The sequence below is a fragment of the Porphyromonas levii DSM 23370 genome (genome assembly GCF_000379925.1).
Taxonomy (GTDB): domain Bacteria; phylum Bacteroidota; class Bacteroidia; order Bacteroidales; family Porphyromonadaceae; genus Porphyromonas_A; species Porphyromonas_A levii.
Genome location: NZ_KB904242.1, coordinates 1 through 16,325, shown reverse-complemented (window position 1 = coordinate 16,325; position 16,325 = coordinate 1). Strand labels below are relative to the sequence as shown.

At 42.7% G+C, this 16,325-nt stretch carries 16 protein-coding genes; 7 read left to right on the top strand and 9 right to left on the bottom strand.

Features of this window, described 5'->3' with window-relative positions; all coding sequences use genetic code 11:
• Nucleotides 1–11: 11 nt before the first annotated feature.
• From A3GG_RS0103905 to A3GG_RS0103895, 3 genes are all read left to right on the top strand, one after another.
• The gene (locus A3GG_RS0103905) at nt 12–1,109 is read left to right on the top strand and encodes an AAA family ATPase (protein WP_018358014.1); all 1,098 of its coding nucleotides are present in this window, start codon (nt 12–14) and stop codon (nt 1,107–1,109) included.
• A 13-nt stretch (nt 1,110–1,122) separates the two neighbouring features.
• The gene (locus A3GG_RS0103900) at nt 1,123–2,742 is read left to right on the top strand and encodes a type I restriction-modification system subunit M (RefSeq protein WP_018358013.1); all 1,620 of its coding nucleotides are present in this window, start codon (nt 1,123–1,125) and stop codon (nt 2,740–2,742) included.
• A gap of 290 nt (nt 2,743–3,032) precedes the next feature.
• Nucleotides 3,033–3,947: a restriction endonuclease subunit S gene (locus A3GG_RS0103895; RefSeq protein ID WP_345908491.1), complete on the top strand. Its 915-nt coding sequence runs from the start codon at nt 3,033–3,035 to the stop codon at nt 3,945–3,947.
• 198 nt (nt 3,948–4,145) lie between these two features.
• On the opposite strand, the gene A3GG_RS13345 is transcribed toward A3GG_RS0103895, so the two are convergent.
• Both A3GG_RS13345 and A3GG_RS11785 read right to left on the bottom strand, forming a co-directional pair.
• A complete protein-coding gene (locus A3GG_RS13345) occupies nt 4,146–4,583 on the bottom strand; it encodes a DUF6078 family protein (RefSeq protein WP_156808666.1) in 438 nt (145 codons plus the stop codon).
• A gap of 19 nt (nt 4,584–4,602) precedes the next feature.
• On the bottom strand, nt 4,603–5,712 hold the full coding sequence (locus A3GG_RS11785; RefSeq protein WP_033408336.1) for a restriction endonuclease subunit S: 1,110 nt from the start codon (nt 5,710–5,712) through the stop codon (nt 4,603–4,605).
• Between the two features lie 87 nt (nt 5,713–5,799).
• Between A3GG_RS11785 and A3GG_RS0103885 the strand changes: the two genes are divergently transcribed.
• Entirely contained in the window at nt 5,800–6,726 is a 927-nt protein-coding gene (locus A3GG_RS0103885; protein ID WP_018358010.1) for a tyrosine-type recombinase/integrase, read from the top strand.
• Between the two features lie 73 nt (nt 6,727–6,799).
• Here A3GG_RS0103885 and A3GG_RS0103880 read toward each other — a convergent pair whose 3' ends face one another.
• From A3GG_RS0103880 to A3GG_RS11780, 7 genes are all read right to left on the bottom strand, one after another.
• Nucleotides 6,800–7,489, bottom strand: a complete 690-nt coding sequence (locus A3GG_RS0103880) for a hypothetical protein (RefSeq protein WP_018358009.1) — start codon at nt 7,487–7,489, stop codon at nt 6,800–6,802.
• Nucleotides 7,486–8,382 (bottom strand): relaxase/mobilization nuclease domain-containing protein, encoded by an 897-nt coding sequence (locus A3GG_RS0103875; RefSeq protein ID WP_018358008.1) that lies wholly within the window; start codon nt 8,380–8,382, stop codon nt 7,486–7,488. The genes A3GG_RS0103880 and A3GG_RS0103875 overlap by 4 nt, the downstream gene beginning before the upstream one ends.
• Entirely contained in the window at nt 8,379–8,723 is a 345-nt protein-coding gene (locus A3GG_RS0103870; RefSeq protein ID WP_018358007.1) for a MobC family plasmid mobilization relaxosome protein, read from the bottom strand. Before A3GG_RS0103870 ends, A3GG_RS0103875 begins: the two co-directional genes overlap by 4 nt.
• Before the next feature lie 210 nt (nt 8,724–8,933).
• Nucleotides 8,934–9,983: a DUF6371 domain-containing protein gene (locus A3GG_RS0103865; RefSeq protein ID WP_018358006.1), complete on the bottom strand. Its 1,050-nt coding sequence runs from the start codon at nt 9,981–9,983 to the stop codon at nt 8,934–8,936.
• Nucleotides 9,984–10,064: 81 nt separating this feature from the next.
• Nucleotides 10,065–11,441, bottom strand: a complete 1,377-nt coding sequence (locus A3GG_RS0103860) for a DUF3987 domain-containing protein (protein ID WP_018358005.1) — start codon at nt 11,439–11,441, stop codon at nt 10,065–10,067.
• Between the two features lie 9 nt (nt 11,442–11,450).
• On the bottom strand, nt 11,451–11,810 hold the full coding sequence (locus tag A3GG_RS0103855) for a helix-turn-helix domain-containing protein (protein WP_018358004.1): 360 nt from the start codon (nt 11,808–11,810) through the stop codon (nt 11,451–11,453).
• Nucleotides 11,811–11,910: 100 nt separating this feature from the next.
• Nucleotides 11,911–12,657, bottom strand: a complete 747-nt coding sequence (locus tag A3GG_RS11780) for a hypothetical protein (RefSeq protein ID WP_018358003.1) — start codon at nt 12,655–12,657, stop codon at nt 11,911–11,913.
• A gap of 284 nt (nt 12,658–12,941) precedes the next feature.
• Between A3GG_RS11780 and A3GG_RS0103845 the strand changes: the two genes are divergently transcribed.
• The 3 genes from A3GG_RS0103845 (at nt 12,942) to A3GG_RS0103835 (ending at nt 16,062) form a co-directional block, all read left to right on the top strand.
• Nucleotides 12,942–14,213 carry an ATP-binding protein gene (locus tag A3GG_RS0103845; RefSeq protein WP_018358002.1) on the top strand — a complete coding sequence of 424 codons (1,272 nt, stop codon included), beginning with the start codon at nt 12,942–12,944 and terminating at the stop codon, nt 14,211–14,213.
• Between the two features lie 124 nt (nt 14,214–14,337).
• The gene (locus tag A3GG_RS0103840) at nt 14,338–14,547 is read left to right on the top strand and encodes a helix-turn-helix transcriptional regulator (protein ID WP_018358001.1); all 210 of its coding nucleotides are present in this window, start codon (nt 14,338–14,340) and stop codon (nt 14,545–14,547) included.
• A 39-nt stretch (nt 14,548–14,586) separates the two neighbouring features.
• A complete protein-coding gene (locus tag A3GG_RS0103835; protein WP_018358000.1) occupies nt 14,587–16,062 on the top strand; it encodes an ATP-binding protein in 1,476 nt (491 codons plus the stop codon).
• The last annotated feature ends 263 nt before the right edge of the window (nt 16,063–16,325 follow it).

Sequence of the window (16,325 nt, the reverse complement as noted above, 5' to 3'; positions counted from 1 at the left end):
CAAAGTAATGCATGGATCATTTTAGTGACTTAAGGCAACTAGCTCGAGATATTCGGGACAAACTAGAGGAAAAGAAAATCATTCTCTTATATGCTTACAATGGAGTGGGAAAGACTCGTTTGTCTATGGAGTTCAAGGATCTTGGGAAGATAGGAGGAGAAAGAGATACACTCTATTTCAATGCTTTTACAGAAGATTTGTTTTCGTGGGATAATGATCTTGACGAAGATGCGACTCGAGTACTCAAAATGAATCTAAAGTCTTCATTTTTTAGTGGAGCTAAAGAATATGCTCTTGAAGATAAGATTAGAGTGTTTTGGGGGCGCTTCTCGGATATTGATTTTCAAATAGACTATGAAGACGGAAGTATTTCTTTCTCAAGAGTTCTCAACCTGAGGGAAGGAGAGGATCCAAACCAAGAAACTGTTATAGATAACATCAAAATATCAAGAGGAGAGGAAACTATCTTTATATGGTGTTTTTTCTTAGCCATCGTACAATTGGTATTGGATGGAGATGAGGGTTACTCTTGGGTAAAGTATATCTACATTGATGACCCTATCTCATCTTTGGATGACAACAATGCTGTTGCAGTAGCAGTTTTGTTAGGAGAGATATTAAAAGATGGACCAAGAAAAGTAGTGATTTCAACGCACCATGCTCTCTTCTATAATGCCCTTTGGAATGTCTTTAAATCCAAAAGTCGTTGCTGCTTACACTTCAAAAAGAACGGAGAGGATGGCTATTGTGTTAGCTATACAAATGACACCCCTCGATTTCTTCATGTTGCGATGTTAGAAGAGTTATGGAAGCGAGCTGAGTCTGGAGAACTATATACCTATCACTTTGCAATGCTTCGAAATGTGCTTGAGAGAGCAGCTTCATTTCATGGATATGAAAAATTTGATGAATGCTTCAAAAACAAAGATATTCAAGAAGAGTCTCCTCTATACAGTCGCATGATAAACATCTTAACTCACGGAAACTATTCTCTTTATGAGCCGAAGGAGATGATGGAAGATAACAAAGAGCTGTTCAAGCAAATCTTGAGCGCATTTATAAAGAACTACAAGTTTAATCCCGACCTCTTTCCTCCAAGAGAGGCTTAATGGATAAAAGAATATGACAGCAAGAGACCAACAGGCTTTAGGTAAAACACTATGGGCTATAGCAGATGAGTTGCGTTCCAAGATGAATGCTGATGACTTTCGCGACTATATGCTTTCATTCCTTTTCCTTCGCTACTTGTCTGGCAATTATGAGCAAGCAGCAAAGAGAGAGCTAGGCAGAGACTATCCCAATGAAGAAGCGCTCTCGATAGGAGAGACTGCTCTACAAAGATGGTATGCAGAAAACAGCGAAGACATCGGAGAGTTTGAAGCTCAGATGCGTCGAAAGATTCACTACGTCATTAAGCCGGAATACTTATGGAGCCATATAGTAGAATTGGCTCGTACACAAAGCTCGGATCTGCTTGACACATTAGAGGAGGGGTTCAGGCATATCGAAACGGAATCTTTCGATAGTACATTCAAGGGCTTGTTCTCTGAGGTAAACCTCTCTTCTGAGAAACTGGGAAAGACTTACCAACAGAAGAATGATACGCTCTGTGTGATCATTCTCAAGATCGCAGAGGGTATAGGAGCTTTCTCTTCGGATATAGATGCGCTCGGCGATGCGTACGAGTATCTAATTGCCCAATTTGCCGCAGGCTCAGGAAAGAAGGCAGGGGAGTTCTACACCCCTCAAGCCATATCCACTATTCTGTCTCGTATTGTTGCTCTGGATGCACAAAATCCCGATCGTGGCGTTAAAGAAGGTATCAAAAAGGTATTGGACTTCGCCTGTGGTTCCGGATCATTGTTGCTCAATGTTCGCAAACAGATGGGCGACCGAATAGGACGTATTTACGGGCAAGAACTGAATGTCACCACGTACAACCTCGCTCGTATGAATATGCTCTTGCATGGAGTAAAGGATACGGAGTTTGAGATATTCCACGGAGACTCTTTGGCAAATGAGTGGGCGTTCCTCAATAATGATAATCCCAGTGAAAAAGTAGAGTTCGATGCCATCGTAGCCAATCCCCCCTTTAGCCTCAAATGGAACCCCAAGGAAGAGACTGCTCAGGACTTCCGTTTCCAAAATTACGGAGTGGCACCCAAGTCAGCCGCTGATTTCGCATTCCTCCTGCACGGCTTTCACTATCTGAGCCAAGACGGTACTATGGCGATTATACTGCCACATGGGGTACTGTTTCGTGGGGGTGCAGAGCGTGCCATTAGGCAGAAATTACTTGAAGATGGAAGCATAGATGCCATTATCGGCTTGCCGCCCAAGCTCTTTTATTCTACGGGTATTCCGGTATGTATCATTGTCCTCAAGAAGTGCCAGACCAATGACGATGTGCTTTTTATCGATGCGAGCCGAGAGTTTGCCAAGGATAAAAAGCAAAACCGTTTGCGCACAGGGGAGAATGGTGAGCCAAACGACATCGATAAGATTATAGATACCTACCGATACCGCAAGGAGATAGACAAATACTCTCGATGCGTTCCGCTCTCCGAGATTAAGGAAAACGATTACAACCTCAATATACCTCGCTATGTAGATACGTTTGAAGAGGAAGAGGAGATAGATATTCAGGCTGTGATGAGCGAAATCGAATCGCTCGAAGCACGTCGCACAGCCCTTGACCAACAAATAGATGTTTACCTCCGAGAGCTCGGACTGATAAAGTAATGACTATGACAACGAATAATAATCCCCTCCTCAATTGTCCCCCTTTGAGATTCCCCGAATTCTCCGACCCTTGGCAACAAACCACCCTCGGCGAATTACTGGAGTTCTTTCCCACCAACTCTTTGTCTTGGGAGCAATTGAATTACTCCTCTGGAAATATCTATAATATACATTACGGGCTAATACATAAAGAATTGCCAATCATATGTTCTCCAACTTCCTCAAAACTTCCATACATAAACGAGGAAATAGAGACTGGGAGATATTGTTTCTGTAAGTCGGGAGATCTTGTGATTGCAGATGCATCTGAAGACACTCATGACGTTGGAAAAGCGATAGAATTAGTAGACTGCGATAAGGTTAAAGTTTTAGCTGGTTTACATACAATTCATGCTCGTAGTTCTAAGGATAAAATAGCTATAGGATTTAAGGGGTACTTATTCGCCTCTAACAATCTCAGAGAACAAATCAAACGAGTAGCACAAGGGACAAAGGTCTATTCAATCAGCAGTAAACTTATATCTCCATTAAAGACCTCCTTTCCATCCCTTGCTGAGCAGAGGAAAATAGCGGAGTTTTTGTCGTTGATTGACGAGCGGATAGAGACCCAAAGGCAAACAATTGAGGAGCGAAAGAAACAAAAGAAAGCCCTCCTACACCAAATCTTCTCTCAATCCCTCCGCTTCCCCGACTTCTCCGATCCGTGGCAACAAACCACCCTCGGAAGGAACGTAGTATGTCACTCTTCCAATCTGACAGAAAAGGATATAGAAACAGATGGAAGTATTCCTATTTGGGGTGCTTCTGGTTATGTGGGGCGTGCGGAAGTAGATAACCCTATAACGGAGAGTATTCTGATTATAAAAGATGGTTCTGGCGTGGGGCGTGTACAGTATATCAAAGGAAAACATTTTTTCCTCGCCACATTAAATAGCTTAAGTAGCAAATCCGAAATGGTTCATCAAAAATTCATTTACTACTTTTTATCTCAATTTAATTTCAGGCAATATGTATCAGGCTCTGGAATCCCACATATATATTTCAAAGACTATTCTAAGACGTCTCTTCCTCTTCCATCTCTCGCTGAGCAAAAGAAGATTGCGGAGTTTCTGTCGCTGATTGACGAGCGGATAGAGGTGGAGGAGAAGTTGCTCGGGAAGTACGAAGAGCAGAAGCGGTATCTTTTGCGAAAAATGTTCGTTTAGTAGAGGAATGGCAGAGGTTCAGTCTGAGCATTTGAACATTTCATATAACGTATTTTATAGTCCCATAGGCGTGGGACTGCCGTCTCTCCATTATGGAACTACCGTCCCACAGTGATGGGAGGACAGTCCCATAACGATGAGAGCATCTAGAGAAAGGGGAAGAGAAGGCTGAAAGTATAGGGGAAGAGGGAGAAAGTCTTAGAAAGGAAGTTCGTAGGCTTCTTCGTACGCATCAAAGAGTTCCTCTTGTTCGACGCCAAATTCTTGAAATACAGCACGGACAGTAGTTTGTTGGGCTTCGATAAGAGGATATTCTCCCGATGAATATCGGTAGAAATGGCTCCGACCACAGTTTAACTCATAGGATATTCGCCCGCGAAACGCAGCGACGCTACGATAAGGAAGAAGCCCAATAGCCCGCTTGAAACCTCTGGCTTGACGCTGTACCCGATTGCTCAGGTAGTGAGGGCAAGTTTCGCTTACCGCTCTGCGAGGATCTACAAATGAGTGTATCGAGAACGGAGAGGAGTGTCGGTAGGCGAGATGGCGCAGGCAACTATTGGCTTGGGGGCATTGCTCAAGCAAACAATAAACTATATCCTTGGTCATCAAGTCGGGACGAAAATCGGAACTCATAATCAGTACAATGATTTACTTAGACAAACATCTGACGCAATAAGTAGCGTTTCTGTGCCTTGTAACACTTAAGCAACGCTTCTTCCGCCTCAATTCTTTCGTCAAAGATAGCCAATAGTTCCGCTATCTTCCTCTGCTCCTCCAATGATGGCAAAGAGATGGGCATGTCACTCAAAGTGCTGAGCGTGATATACGGCATTGCACTTCCATTTAGGAACGAAATGATACGCTTAGGCAAGGCATAGTCTATGTGATTTCTGATGAAAAGCAAAATAATATCACTGCTGAAAGATTGTAAAACATAAGTTCGTTGGTAAGCATTAAACTTTCCGTTATAGTATTTCGTTAGCCCAACTTCACCATTCCCCGCTATTAGGATTGCCTCCCCTGAGAACGAATATGTGTCCGTTTGATAGGTTTGCTTTGCGCATGTAAAAAAAGGATAAGATCCATTTTCAACCATAGCGTTAGCATCAAGTTTCCCAGTTTTAATCGTACACACTTCTCCGAGGGTGGTTTGTTGCCACGGGTCGGAGAAGTCGGGGAAGCGGAGGGATTGAGAGAAAATTTGGTGCAGGAGGGCTTTCTTTTGTTTCTTTCGCTCCTCAATTGTTTGCCTTTGGGTCTCTATCCGCTCGTCAATCAACGACAAAAACTCCGCTATCTTTTCTTGCTCTTCCAATGACGGCAAAGAAATCGATAATGCTCTCAAATCATCGTTGTATAACCTAACTATTGTGCTTGTATTGAGTTTTGACCAATCTGTACCATTTAGTACATAAAATAGATACTGATTAGTAATACTGCTTTCCTCATTATCAATCCAAACAATATTGGAATCTTGATAATATGCATCACTGCCATCAAAGACTAAGCAACGCCCAATAGTTCCAGCACAAGTTATTAGGATCTGCCCTTTATCCGGATAAGGATATTTACTTTTATATTCATGAAAGAGAGTTTCTGGTATATAACTATCCTCTTTCTTCCCTATTGTTCCTATTTTGAAAAAAGGGATGCCTCCTTCTTTGTTCGTCTGATTGGCTAATATTCGCTTGCACATTCGGATTTCGCCTATCTCTCCTAGGGTGGTTTGTTGCCAAGGGTCGGAGAATTCGGGGAATCTCAAAGGGGGACAATTGAGGAGGGGAGTGTTCTCCCAAGTATGGTGTATCTTGTCGGGACATCAAAAACCAATCCTAAATAGAGAAACATTATGAGTAGAAACTCTTTTGAAAAAGTAGTTCGTGCTTGGCTGAAGGACAAAGTTCAGTATGTTAAGCAAGGGACTTATTCTGTCTATGCTTTGCAGGTAGACAATCATCTATTGCCTTACTTCTCGAATGTAAATGACATAACAGAAGAGGTATGCCAAGCCTTTATTTTACAGAAAATAGGACAAGGGCTTAGCTTGAAGACGATCAAAGATCTAATCATCACCCTCAAGATGATACAGCGATTTGGAGTCAAGCATTTTGGCTGGCAGTACGTGGAGCTGGATCTCAAATATCCGACCCAATGTAAGTCGCCTGCGATAGAAGTGCTCCCTCGGGAGTGTCAGAGCAAGATTATGAAGCATGTGCGTGAGCATTTTACTTTTCGTAATCTGGGCATTCTCATTTGTCTGAGTACAGGGATGCGCATCGGTGAACTCTGTGCACTCAAGTGGAAAGATGTAGATTGGGTAGAGGGAGTGATTCGTGTCAGTCGTTCGCTTCAGCGTATTTATATCATCGAGGCAGATGGAAGCCGAACGACTAAGGTCGTAGAGAGTACGCCCAAAACCAGTAATTCTCTGAGGGAAATACCTTTGAGTCGAGAGCTGAAAAGAATGCTCAAACCTTTTTGCAAGGTCGTCAATCCTGAATACTATGTCTTGACCAACGAACCTAAAGCTACCGAACCCCGCACTTATCGAGAGTATTATCACGCATTGATGGAGGAGTTGGGGATGCCTCGGATAAAGTTTCACGGACTAAGGCACAGCTTTGCCACACGCTGTATCGAGAGCGGATGCGATTACAAAACAGTGAGCGTTCTTTTGGGACACGCAAATATCAGTACCACGCTGGATTTATACGTTCACCCGAATCTCGACCAGAAGCGCCGTTGCATAGAACAAATGAGCAAAAGCCTGACTTAGAGAATGAGGCAAGCACGATCGAGTTTACTCTATTGTGCTTGCCTTGTCTATTCTTATGTTAAAATCTTCGTTTCTATCGTTTATTTTTCCTACTTAATTCTTCCTGTTCTTTCATAAGTTGCTCTTGCTGTCGGTGGAGAAGTTCAGCCTGACGGCGAACTGCTGCTTCGTAGTTAGTGACACGTTCTCTGAGTTGCTCAATGGTATTTTCTGAGCGATGTGTTTCAAAGATGCTGTCCAACTGGGCAAAGGAGTCGTTACTCTCGGAGTGTTGCATCCTGAGTATGCGGTATCGAAGGGCGTAGTCCTTGAGACTTTGGTTAGTCTTATGCAAGTGGATATTCCAACTGAAAAAGCCAGTAACTAGAAGGACAAGTATTCCCCAGATAGCCCACTGAATCCACCGCTTAGCATCAAGTAAGAAGTACTTCTTGGTAATTGACGGAGTTTGAGTGCTTTGAGTTTCCTCTAACTTAGCAACCACTTCGTTGCTTGCCTTGGTGCTATTCGCAAACCCATTTTTGATTTCTGCGATGCGTTTTCCCAATACAATTGCAACCTTCGTAAGCTCCTTTTTCCACTTGATGTGGTCGTCTAAGACCAATTGTAAGGTTTTGGTCAAGGCTTGAAGTTCCTGTTCAAATACTTCTGTGGATGTTCCATTGGGTCTGCCCTCAAGATTTGCGACGGAAGTCTTGATTTCCTTGTTCTGTTGCTTGACCTCCTCGAGTAGGTCAAGTAATGTTCTAAATTCATCATTCATAACTTTCTTCCTTTTTTCTTTTTGTTTGCTTGATATCTTAGTTTTCGTTGCCAAATGGCTTCTGCTATTTCATCTGAAGTAGTGTAGGTGGTTGGAAATAAATCCACTGTTGCTGATTCCGAATAGTTTTCCGTTTCCTTCGGTTGCTCTGCTTGCTGTGCTACTATCTGTTTGAAGTGCTGATTGAGCTTTGAGTAGCTGCATGAGCGGTCAATCTTCGAACCACTAAAGGTGACACCGTCCTTCTCAAAGAGCACTCCCTCTATCAGATCGGTCTTCCCCTTGTGCTTGAAGTGGGTTGTAACTCCATGTTTACTCAGGGTGGCTATAAAACTCCTCCAGTCTTTGGCTCCACGAAGAGCGTGCATTATGGCATCATAAATCTCATATCTGACTTTGTCATTGCCTTTGAGCTGCTGTCGCTTAACCAGCTCTTTTCCTTTGCCAAAGGTCAGCCCAAACTCCTCCGTCAGATCCTTGCAAATGCGTGTGGAGCGGTACTTCTCATTGCGGTCATTAATGGTTTTGCCGTAGTTATCAATACGATTGAAGCAGATGTGTAGGTGCGGATGCTCACGATTGTAGTGGCGAACCATCAGGTACTGCGTGTCTCGCACGTCCATCCGCTTGAGGTACTCTTCAGCTATCTGTGTCATCAGGGCATTGCTAAGTTTATCCGCATCCTCTGGAGAAAAGCTGAGTATGATGTGGCATACCCGCTTCCTCACTCGGCTATTCATTGATGCTTGCAGATCAAAGTCTTGGGCAATGTCGGATGCAATGCTTTCTCTTACCCCTTCACCTTTCAGAATCACGGCTTCACCCTCAGGTTTACTGAGGATATAACGAACAACTCCCGAAAAGGAAGTCCCCTTAATTATCTTCGCAATCATGGCTTTAACTCCTTAAGGTGTTGGGTAATTAGTTCTCTCAGCCTTTCCAGTTCTTCAGGAAGAACCCTTATCCCATAAGTATTCAGACTACGAGCTATCTGATTGATATTATTTGCCATCCCTGTCAGTTGGCGAATCTCGTGCATCTGTTCGGGCGTGATGCGTGCCTGAATCTTAGCATCGGCAATCAGCATGCGTAAGAACTCATTCCGATTCACCCCTGCTTCGGCTGCTCTCCGCTTCAAGGTGTAGTACTCAATCGTATTCAGTTTCAACTGAACTGGATATCTCCTTTTCTCTGAGGGTTGTTTCGTTGGTCGCCCTCCTCTATTTTTAGTCATATTCTTTTCAATTGTCGTTGTGTTAAAATTTTGATTCGAACAGAAATTACTCTGAGTTCGATCTCGAACAACTTTTAGTTCGAACGTGAATCTCTCCGATAGGCAAGTCCTTTTTCTGCTTATCTAAATGGAGACCATCGGGATTAAATTGGCTCCGCCTTGGGGGTGGCAAGTGAGGTTTTGGGTATGCCAAAACACAAACTTGCTACCCTACAATTTGAAGCCCCTCTTACGTGGGGTAGGCTTTGCCTCAAGAGATTCTTTTCCGCCCTTTTGATAGAGATTTTCAACCTCTTTAGTGAGTGTTAGGTTGTTAAGAGGCTCTATTTTGGGTTCGATTTGGAGTAGATAATCAGCGATGTCATACCCCGCTTTGAGGTCTTTTGCGGAAGCGGTTTTCTCCAAATAATCAAAGAGACGAACCTCAAAGCCAATCTTTCTCATCATGGTCATTTTCTCTTGCCAATAGTCGGTTGCACCGAGATCGGGGAAAAGAACTATCTGTCTTTTCATAAGCGGAGTAAGTGTATCAGCCCTAAAACATCCATTCTTGCCTCCCGTAGCAATCCAGAGATATTGAGGTAGGTAAAAAGAAGCAATCAGAGCAGTCTTCTCACTTTCCACTATTGCGATGGGCTTCTGCTTTTCTTTAGAGAGAAGATGCTCCCCAAAGAAACATTGTCTCAGATTGAAGTGTGGGATGCGTAGCAGACTGTGTACCCAAGTGACATGATTGAATGGGGTCTTTACCCGCTTACCAGTTTTTGGATTGTAGAGCATGACTTTACCTGTTCGGATTTGATTATGCGTATCAATTTGCCAAAATATAGTCGCCCCATCCCAGTGCTTTGAAGTCCCAATGTGATAGAGTCGCATTAGGTTCGTTGCCCTTTCAGTTCCCAATTGATGAGCCAAGAAGATGTAAAGATTGTTTTGCTCATAACTCTGTAGGCTCTGCTCCATCAGGTCTCGGTCGATATAGGAGGGAGGTGTTATTGCTTTGGTGCTTTTAATCAAGCGGTAGGCGTCAGAGTTGAAAAGCCCTTTCTTCTCTTCTGGATTGTCTGCGAAGTATTCCTTAGGTGTGTAGTGGTAGCTGCAACTATGTTCGTGGTCGCATCGCCCCACATGGTTAGGAAATTGAATCTTGCCCTCTGTGTCAATATATCGAGCAAAGCACCTTGGGCGTTCGCAAGCAGGGCAAGTATGTCTTGTGTTGCTCCCTTTGTAGGGTTCAAGCATAAATCTAAAGTCGCTCATTTTATTCTGAATTATCTCGCACTATCCACACTTTGCACACTTTCAACTCCCGAAATGCGGATAATGTGGAAAGTGCGTGGGTTATACATTTATTTTCTTGTACTGTCCGTGTCTCTCTTTGGTGAAAAGGGTGCCGATATTTCGGCTGAGAAAGTCCTTTATGGCTCTTTCTTTAAAGCCCAGACGATCTCCAATCTGTAAGGCTTCGGCTGTTTGAAATCTTGATGGTAGTTCAATCAGTAGTTGTCGCTGTTGCTGATTGAGCTGATTGCACTCCATGACCACCTGCACTTGCTGAGCCATTGAACGAAAGTATTCTGTGAGTGCAATAGCTCTTTCTACAGAAGTTGCATCTATGCTTTGTTTGTCCGCCTCCTGACAGCTCCATCTGGCAAGCTGAATGATGAGACAAAAGCGGATGATGTAGATTTCAAGCTTACAATAGATTCCCACAAGTGTTTCATTCGCTTCAGTATCGCATATTCGGGCGTGCTCTTCTTGCCATGCATAGAGCCTGCTTTTTGCTTCGAAGGAGAATGGGACAATATGTGGAGTAACTTCCCCTTCACTATCTAATGGACAATCAATCTCAACAAGGGTGCGGATAATGTCCGACCACTCCTGTTCCGTATTCTCTGGCAGTTCATTTCTACTCCATAGTGCTTTCAGCTGGATGTTGGGCATGACAAAAAGGATGCGATCTATGAACCCATTATTGGAGCGTTCGCCTTTGGCTAACTCCCCCAGAATATTCTTCTGAATTGTTCCGACGACAGAGATATAAGGTCTCTTGATAAAGATTGAGTTTCGGCTGCCTTTGCGGTCATTAATGGTCGCTTTAGCACTGAATACAGAGAGCCAGAACTGCTCTTCAGAGCCACTATTGTAGCGATTGAAGTTCTTAAACCACGTGGATAGCTCATCTACCCAGAGGCAAAGTCCTCTCTTATTTTGTGCATGTATCAGACTAAGTCCTTCGGGAGTGATGTCTGAGACCAGAAATCTCTTGCGAATAGGCTCTTCGGGTTGTTCTGTGATACCACTATCAGTCCTTTCCTTACGAGACATTTGCATCACCTTTTCATACTCTGCGTAAGCAAGGTCATAGGCTTTGTTTGCCTTGTAGTCAAACTCCAAAAATGGTTGCATCGCAAAACTGAGTGGATGGCTCTTATTCGTTCCAGGTCTTCCTACCAAAGCCATGTAGAGTATAGGACTCTCTTGCCAGCCCCTTTTGAGCTGGGCAAGATGAGTATTCCCAATGCCAACGGCAATTGCTACCAGCATAGCGGAAGCGATGTAGTCAATTGGGAAGCCTTGACACTTGTGTACTTCGGCAATGATTTTCTCAATCTTTGCAGGGAAGATCTCTACGGGAAAAGAGGAGTCAGAGAATGATAGCCCCAACTCTTTAGCCTTGTCAAGGAGGAACTCTGGTATGATGGTCTGTTCTTCCATGCCCCATCATTACTTGATTGATTTAGGCTTATTACGGACATTAGCCCGCATCATAGCTAACATTTCTTCTGATGAAATGGGCTGTGAAACTGCTTTTCGTCCGCTCTCAATCCACTGAATCAGCTCCTCTTTGTAGAAATAGAGCTTCTTTCCTCTCTTGTAAGAAGGGATAGCCCCCTTACGAACAAGGGCATAAATGGTAGGTTTGGCTTTTTGAAGGACTTCGCACGCCTCATCCATACCGATAAGTGTCTTTTCACTTGGCTTAGATGATTGCAGTGCGGAGACTATCTCCGTAAGAGTTGAGACCTGCTCGGTCAGTTCGCTTACCGCTTTCGGTAGCTCATCAAATGAAATCTTCTTTTCCATATACTTACTAATAATTTGTGCGAGTTACCCCGCGTTGTTAATTATTTGCAAGCAAAGGAAATGGGTGTTCTAATGGTGACCAAGCCCACCACCAAGTAACTTATGGATAACTTTCAGAAGGGCTGAAGTGCTTTTCATTGATGATATTTTCTTGAAGAGGGATCAGGTTTTTGCTTTCTGAATTGGTTAGTTTGCGTTGTATGGTGCTGACTTCAACATCATATAACGCTTTTGGGAATGTCTTTTTGAGAAAAAGGGCAATCTCCTTTCGTGGTATTTTGAATGGTTGGGCGATATTCCACCCGAAGTGCATTAGGTCGATTGTCTTTAGCTCAGAGGAGATAGTGACGGATTGTGCTTCATCTTGATTCCATTGTGAAGTGAGAAATAGCCGTAGCTCATCACATAGCGTTTTGAGCTCTTCTTCTGAAATATAGGGAGTTAATGTCTTCTGAGAGTAGGTGATAATAGCATTAACTCTCTCTTGCTCTTCCTGGAGACGAAGTTCAAGTGTATTCTTTTTGTACTCAGAATAGTTAAAGGAGGACTCGGAAGAAGGCTTGAATGGCTCCGTGTCTTCCGACACTACTTCTGCGACAAGAGAAGGTGCTTGGGGCACGGTCTCTTGTCGTCGTTTTAGAAATAGTTGTATGACCTCATAGAGCAAGCTACGAATCAATAAAAAGCCAGCATACAGTATCAGCATGCTAAAGATAAAGGTAATTATCGAGGTAAAACGATCAGCACCACATATTTGCACTTGATACCTTGCATAGGTACTGAGTAGTATACTGACCCCCAAAATGGTCAAAAATAGGATGTGTTGTTCCTGTTTGTAATTATTCATGCTTGTTCTTGTCTTTTTTGCAAACATAAATAACTATTGATGACCAATCAGTAGATGAGGAAGTATAGGGAACTATCGGGAAATTCAGGGAACTTTCTTTGTCCTTGATACAGTTTCTGCCATTTACCGGAATGAAAATACGTCATTTGCCGGAATGAAAACCTGCTATTTGCCGGAATGGAAATGCGTCATTTGACGGAATAACTATCGTAACTATTTGTTAATCAGTAAATGTCTGTGTATATTTGCGAAGGCGATTATTTGGTTTTTCATTCGTGAATAGTATGTATAGAAATAGGATAGCAGATCAACTTCTAAGTGACCAATTAGAAGCAGCAGGAGTGGTACTAATACAAGGTCCCAAGTGGTGTGGTAAGACCACAACGGCTAAGCAACAAGCCAAGAGCGTCCTTTATATGGACGACCCACGGACTCGGGAGGCAAATATTATTCTCTCAGAGTCAGAGCCATTGATGTTATTTGAAGGAGAGACGCCGAGATTGATTGATGAGTGGCAATTAGCCCCAAAGCTATGGGATGCTGCTCGCTTTGAAGTAAGCCAGAGAGGATTGCCAGGTCAGCTTATCTTTACTGGTTCTGCAGTACCACCAAACACCTCGGAAATAACCCACTCAGGAACAGGGCGGTTTGCTTGGCTGACCATGCGACCGATGAGCCTTTGGGAGTCGGAGGATTCCACTGGGGCAATGAGTTTGGGTGAACTATTCCAAGGCAAAGAGGTGAAAGCAGCAGTAGCCAAAGACCATTCGTTGGCACAATTGGCTTACTTACTCTGTAGGGGAGGGTGGCCAGGCTCGCTGAACTTATCAGAAAAAGCCGCACTACTTCAGGCTAATAACTATTTAGATGCCGTAGTCAATAGTGATATCTCAAGAGTCGATGGGGTCAATCGTGATGCTGTTTTTGCCCAAAGGTTACTTCGTTCGTATGCAAGGCATCAAGGCACCCAAGCCCCAATATCTACTATCTACCAAGATTTGTCAAGCAATCACTTGGTGACCATGACAGAAGAGACTATTTCCTCGTATCTACTTGCATTGAAGCAAATTTTTGTGATTGAAGATATGCCTGCATGGAGTCCAAACTTGAGGTCCAAAACGACTATTCGCACTTCAGATACCCGATACTTTGTCGATCCATCTATTGCGACATCAGCATTAGGGGTAGGACCGAATGACTTGATTAAAGACCTCAATACATTTGGTTTGCTCTTCGAAACGATGGCAGTAAGAGACCTGAGAGTCTATGCTGATGCACTTGATGGTCAGGTGTACCACTATCGAGATAGAAATGGTCTTGAGTGCGATGCGGTACTGCATCTTAGAAATGGTCACTATGGACTTATCGAGATAAAACTTGGCGGAGATACTTTGATAGAAAAAGGGGCAGAGACCCTTAAGAAACTCGCAAGCAAGATAGACACAGATAAGATGCCCGCCCCTTCATTTTTGATGGTCTTAACTGGAACTGGCCCCTATAGCTATCAGAGAAATGATGGAGTCTTGGTCGTCCCTCTAAGTGCCCTAAAAAACTAACCCTAAATTGGTTTCTTGGGGGGGGCTGTGGGCTACAGATTGCGGGTATTTTGTACCCGATAGGTGTTATTTCGAGGGAAAAGTGTATATTTGCGGTATAATCAATCATCTCGAGTATAATTTAATGGATATGACAATAGCAGAGTTTGTAAAGGAGAATCGAAAGGAGTACGGGCTCACACAGATTGATCTCAGTATGAAGGCTGGGGTTGGTATCCGTTTTATCCGAGAACTTGAGGCGGGCAAACCGACAGTTCGCTTGGATAAAGTGAATGAGGTTCTTGCCCTCTTTGAAGCAGAAGTAGGTGTTCTACCAAAGAGGAAGGGTGAGTGATGAATAATAGTTACATTTGAGACTTGAAAATCATCTTATATGGGCAACGGTAAAAATACGGATTGGAAAGAGAATGCATTGGAGACATTAGAGAATAGTCTATATCCAATACCTAGTGAGTTGAATCAATTAGACTGGAAAAGTGATTTGTCTGATAAAAGCGAAAGACTTGCAGAACACTTGTGTGCATTCTCGAATTATAAAGGTGGTGGCTATCTTGTTTATGGTGTTAATAATGATGCTTCTTTTGGGTTATTAACCCAAGATAATATAGAAGAGATTGTGCGTAAGTTAGCTAATATTGCAAAAAACAATCTCTCAATAGCGATTTCCATTGAACATGCAGTGCTTGAATATCAAGGACATAGCTTGTTGTTTGTTAGGATTCCCGAACAGGTAAATAAGCCAATTTATAAACGTGGGCGAATTTATGACGCGTATACTAGATCTGGTGGCTCTACAATGAAAATGGACGAGGCTCAGATTAAATATTTAATTGCGGAATCTAAAGGGCAAAGTTTTGAGAAAATGATTGCTAGAAAGGGGCTGACGAAAGATGAAGTGTTGACTCTTTTGGATTATAAAAAGCTTTATGAAATTCTTGAAAAAGAGCCCCCTAAAGATAATAGCTTGATTTTAGATAAACTATTTGACCTTGGATATTGTGTAAATGGAAATGAGGAAGGGTTGTGGGATGTCACTAATTTAGGTGCTATACTTTTTGCGAAAAGTATTAAGAATTTTGAAGAGTTGTCAAACAGGTCTGTTATTGTTAGAATATATGACGGGAATAACAATCTGAAGCTTTTACACGAACAAGTTGGGACATATGGTTATGCTGTTGGCTTTGAGGGGTTGGTTGATTATATTATGGCAAACTCGTCCACAGAAGAGATTCAAAGTGTAAGAACTTTAGAGCCAACTTATCCTCTTGTTGCAATTCGAGAATTTGTTGCCAATGCGTTGATTCATCAAGATTTTGCTATCACAGGTATGCCTGTCACAATAGAAATATTCAAGAATAGATTAGTTATTACTAATCCTGGATCTCCTTTAGGAGATATTAATCGTTTATTAGATATGCCTCCTCGTTCTCGAAATGAAGAGTTAGCTCAAGCTATGCTTTTGCTAAACTTTTGTGAGAGGCGTGGCAGTGGTATAGATCGGGCTATTGCTGGAATAGAAAAAATGCTATTGCCAGCACCTAAGTTTGAAAAGGGAACTCATTATACGCGAGTAAAAATGTTTCCTAGGAAAAAGCTTTCTGAGATGACGAAGCAAGAAAAAATTATGGCTTGTTATCAACATGCTTGTTTGTCTTATGAGTCAAATAAGTCGATTAACAACCAATCTGTAAGAGAACGCTTTGGAATGGACAGAAACTCTTCATCAGTAGCTTCTCGCATTATTTCCGACACTTTAGAAGCAAATTTAATTAAACTTTCGGATGCTAGCATTACATCTAAAAAGTATGCTTCATACATCCCTTTTTGTCTCATCCGATATTCTGCGTGATGGCGGTTACCGTGATCCCTTGAGACTCCTGCGTCAGCTTGTATACACCAATCATCTTGCGGGATGAAATCCGCAAGATATGGGCGACGGGGTTATTTTTCTCTTTGAAAATTTGAAAGAAAACTGGAAATCCATTATAATTGAGCGAATTATCCACTAAACGCTTAATTACGCAATGGATACCAGTTTTCTACGACATGTATATGGGCTTCTTGGAGTCAAATGTACTGCTACACACTACAAAACTAACAAAATAGTTTTAG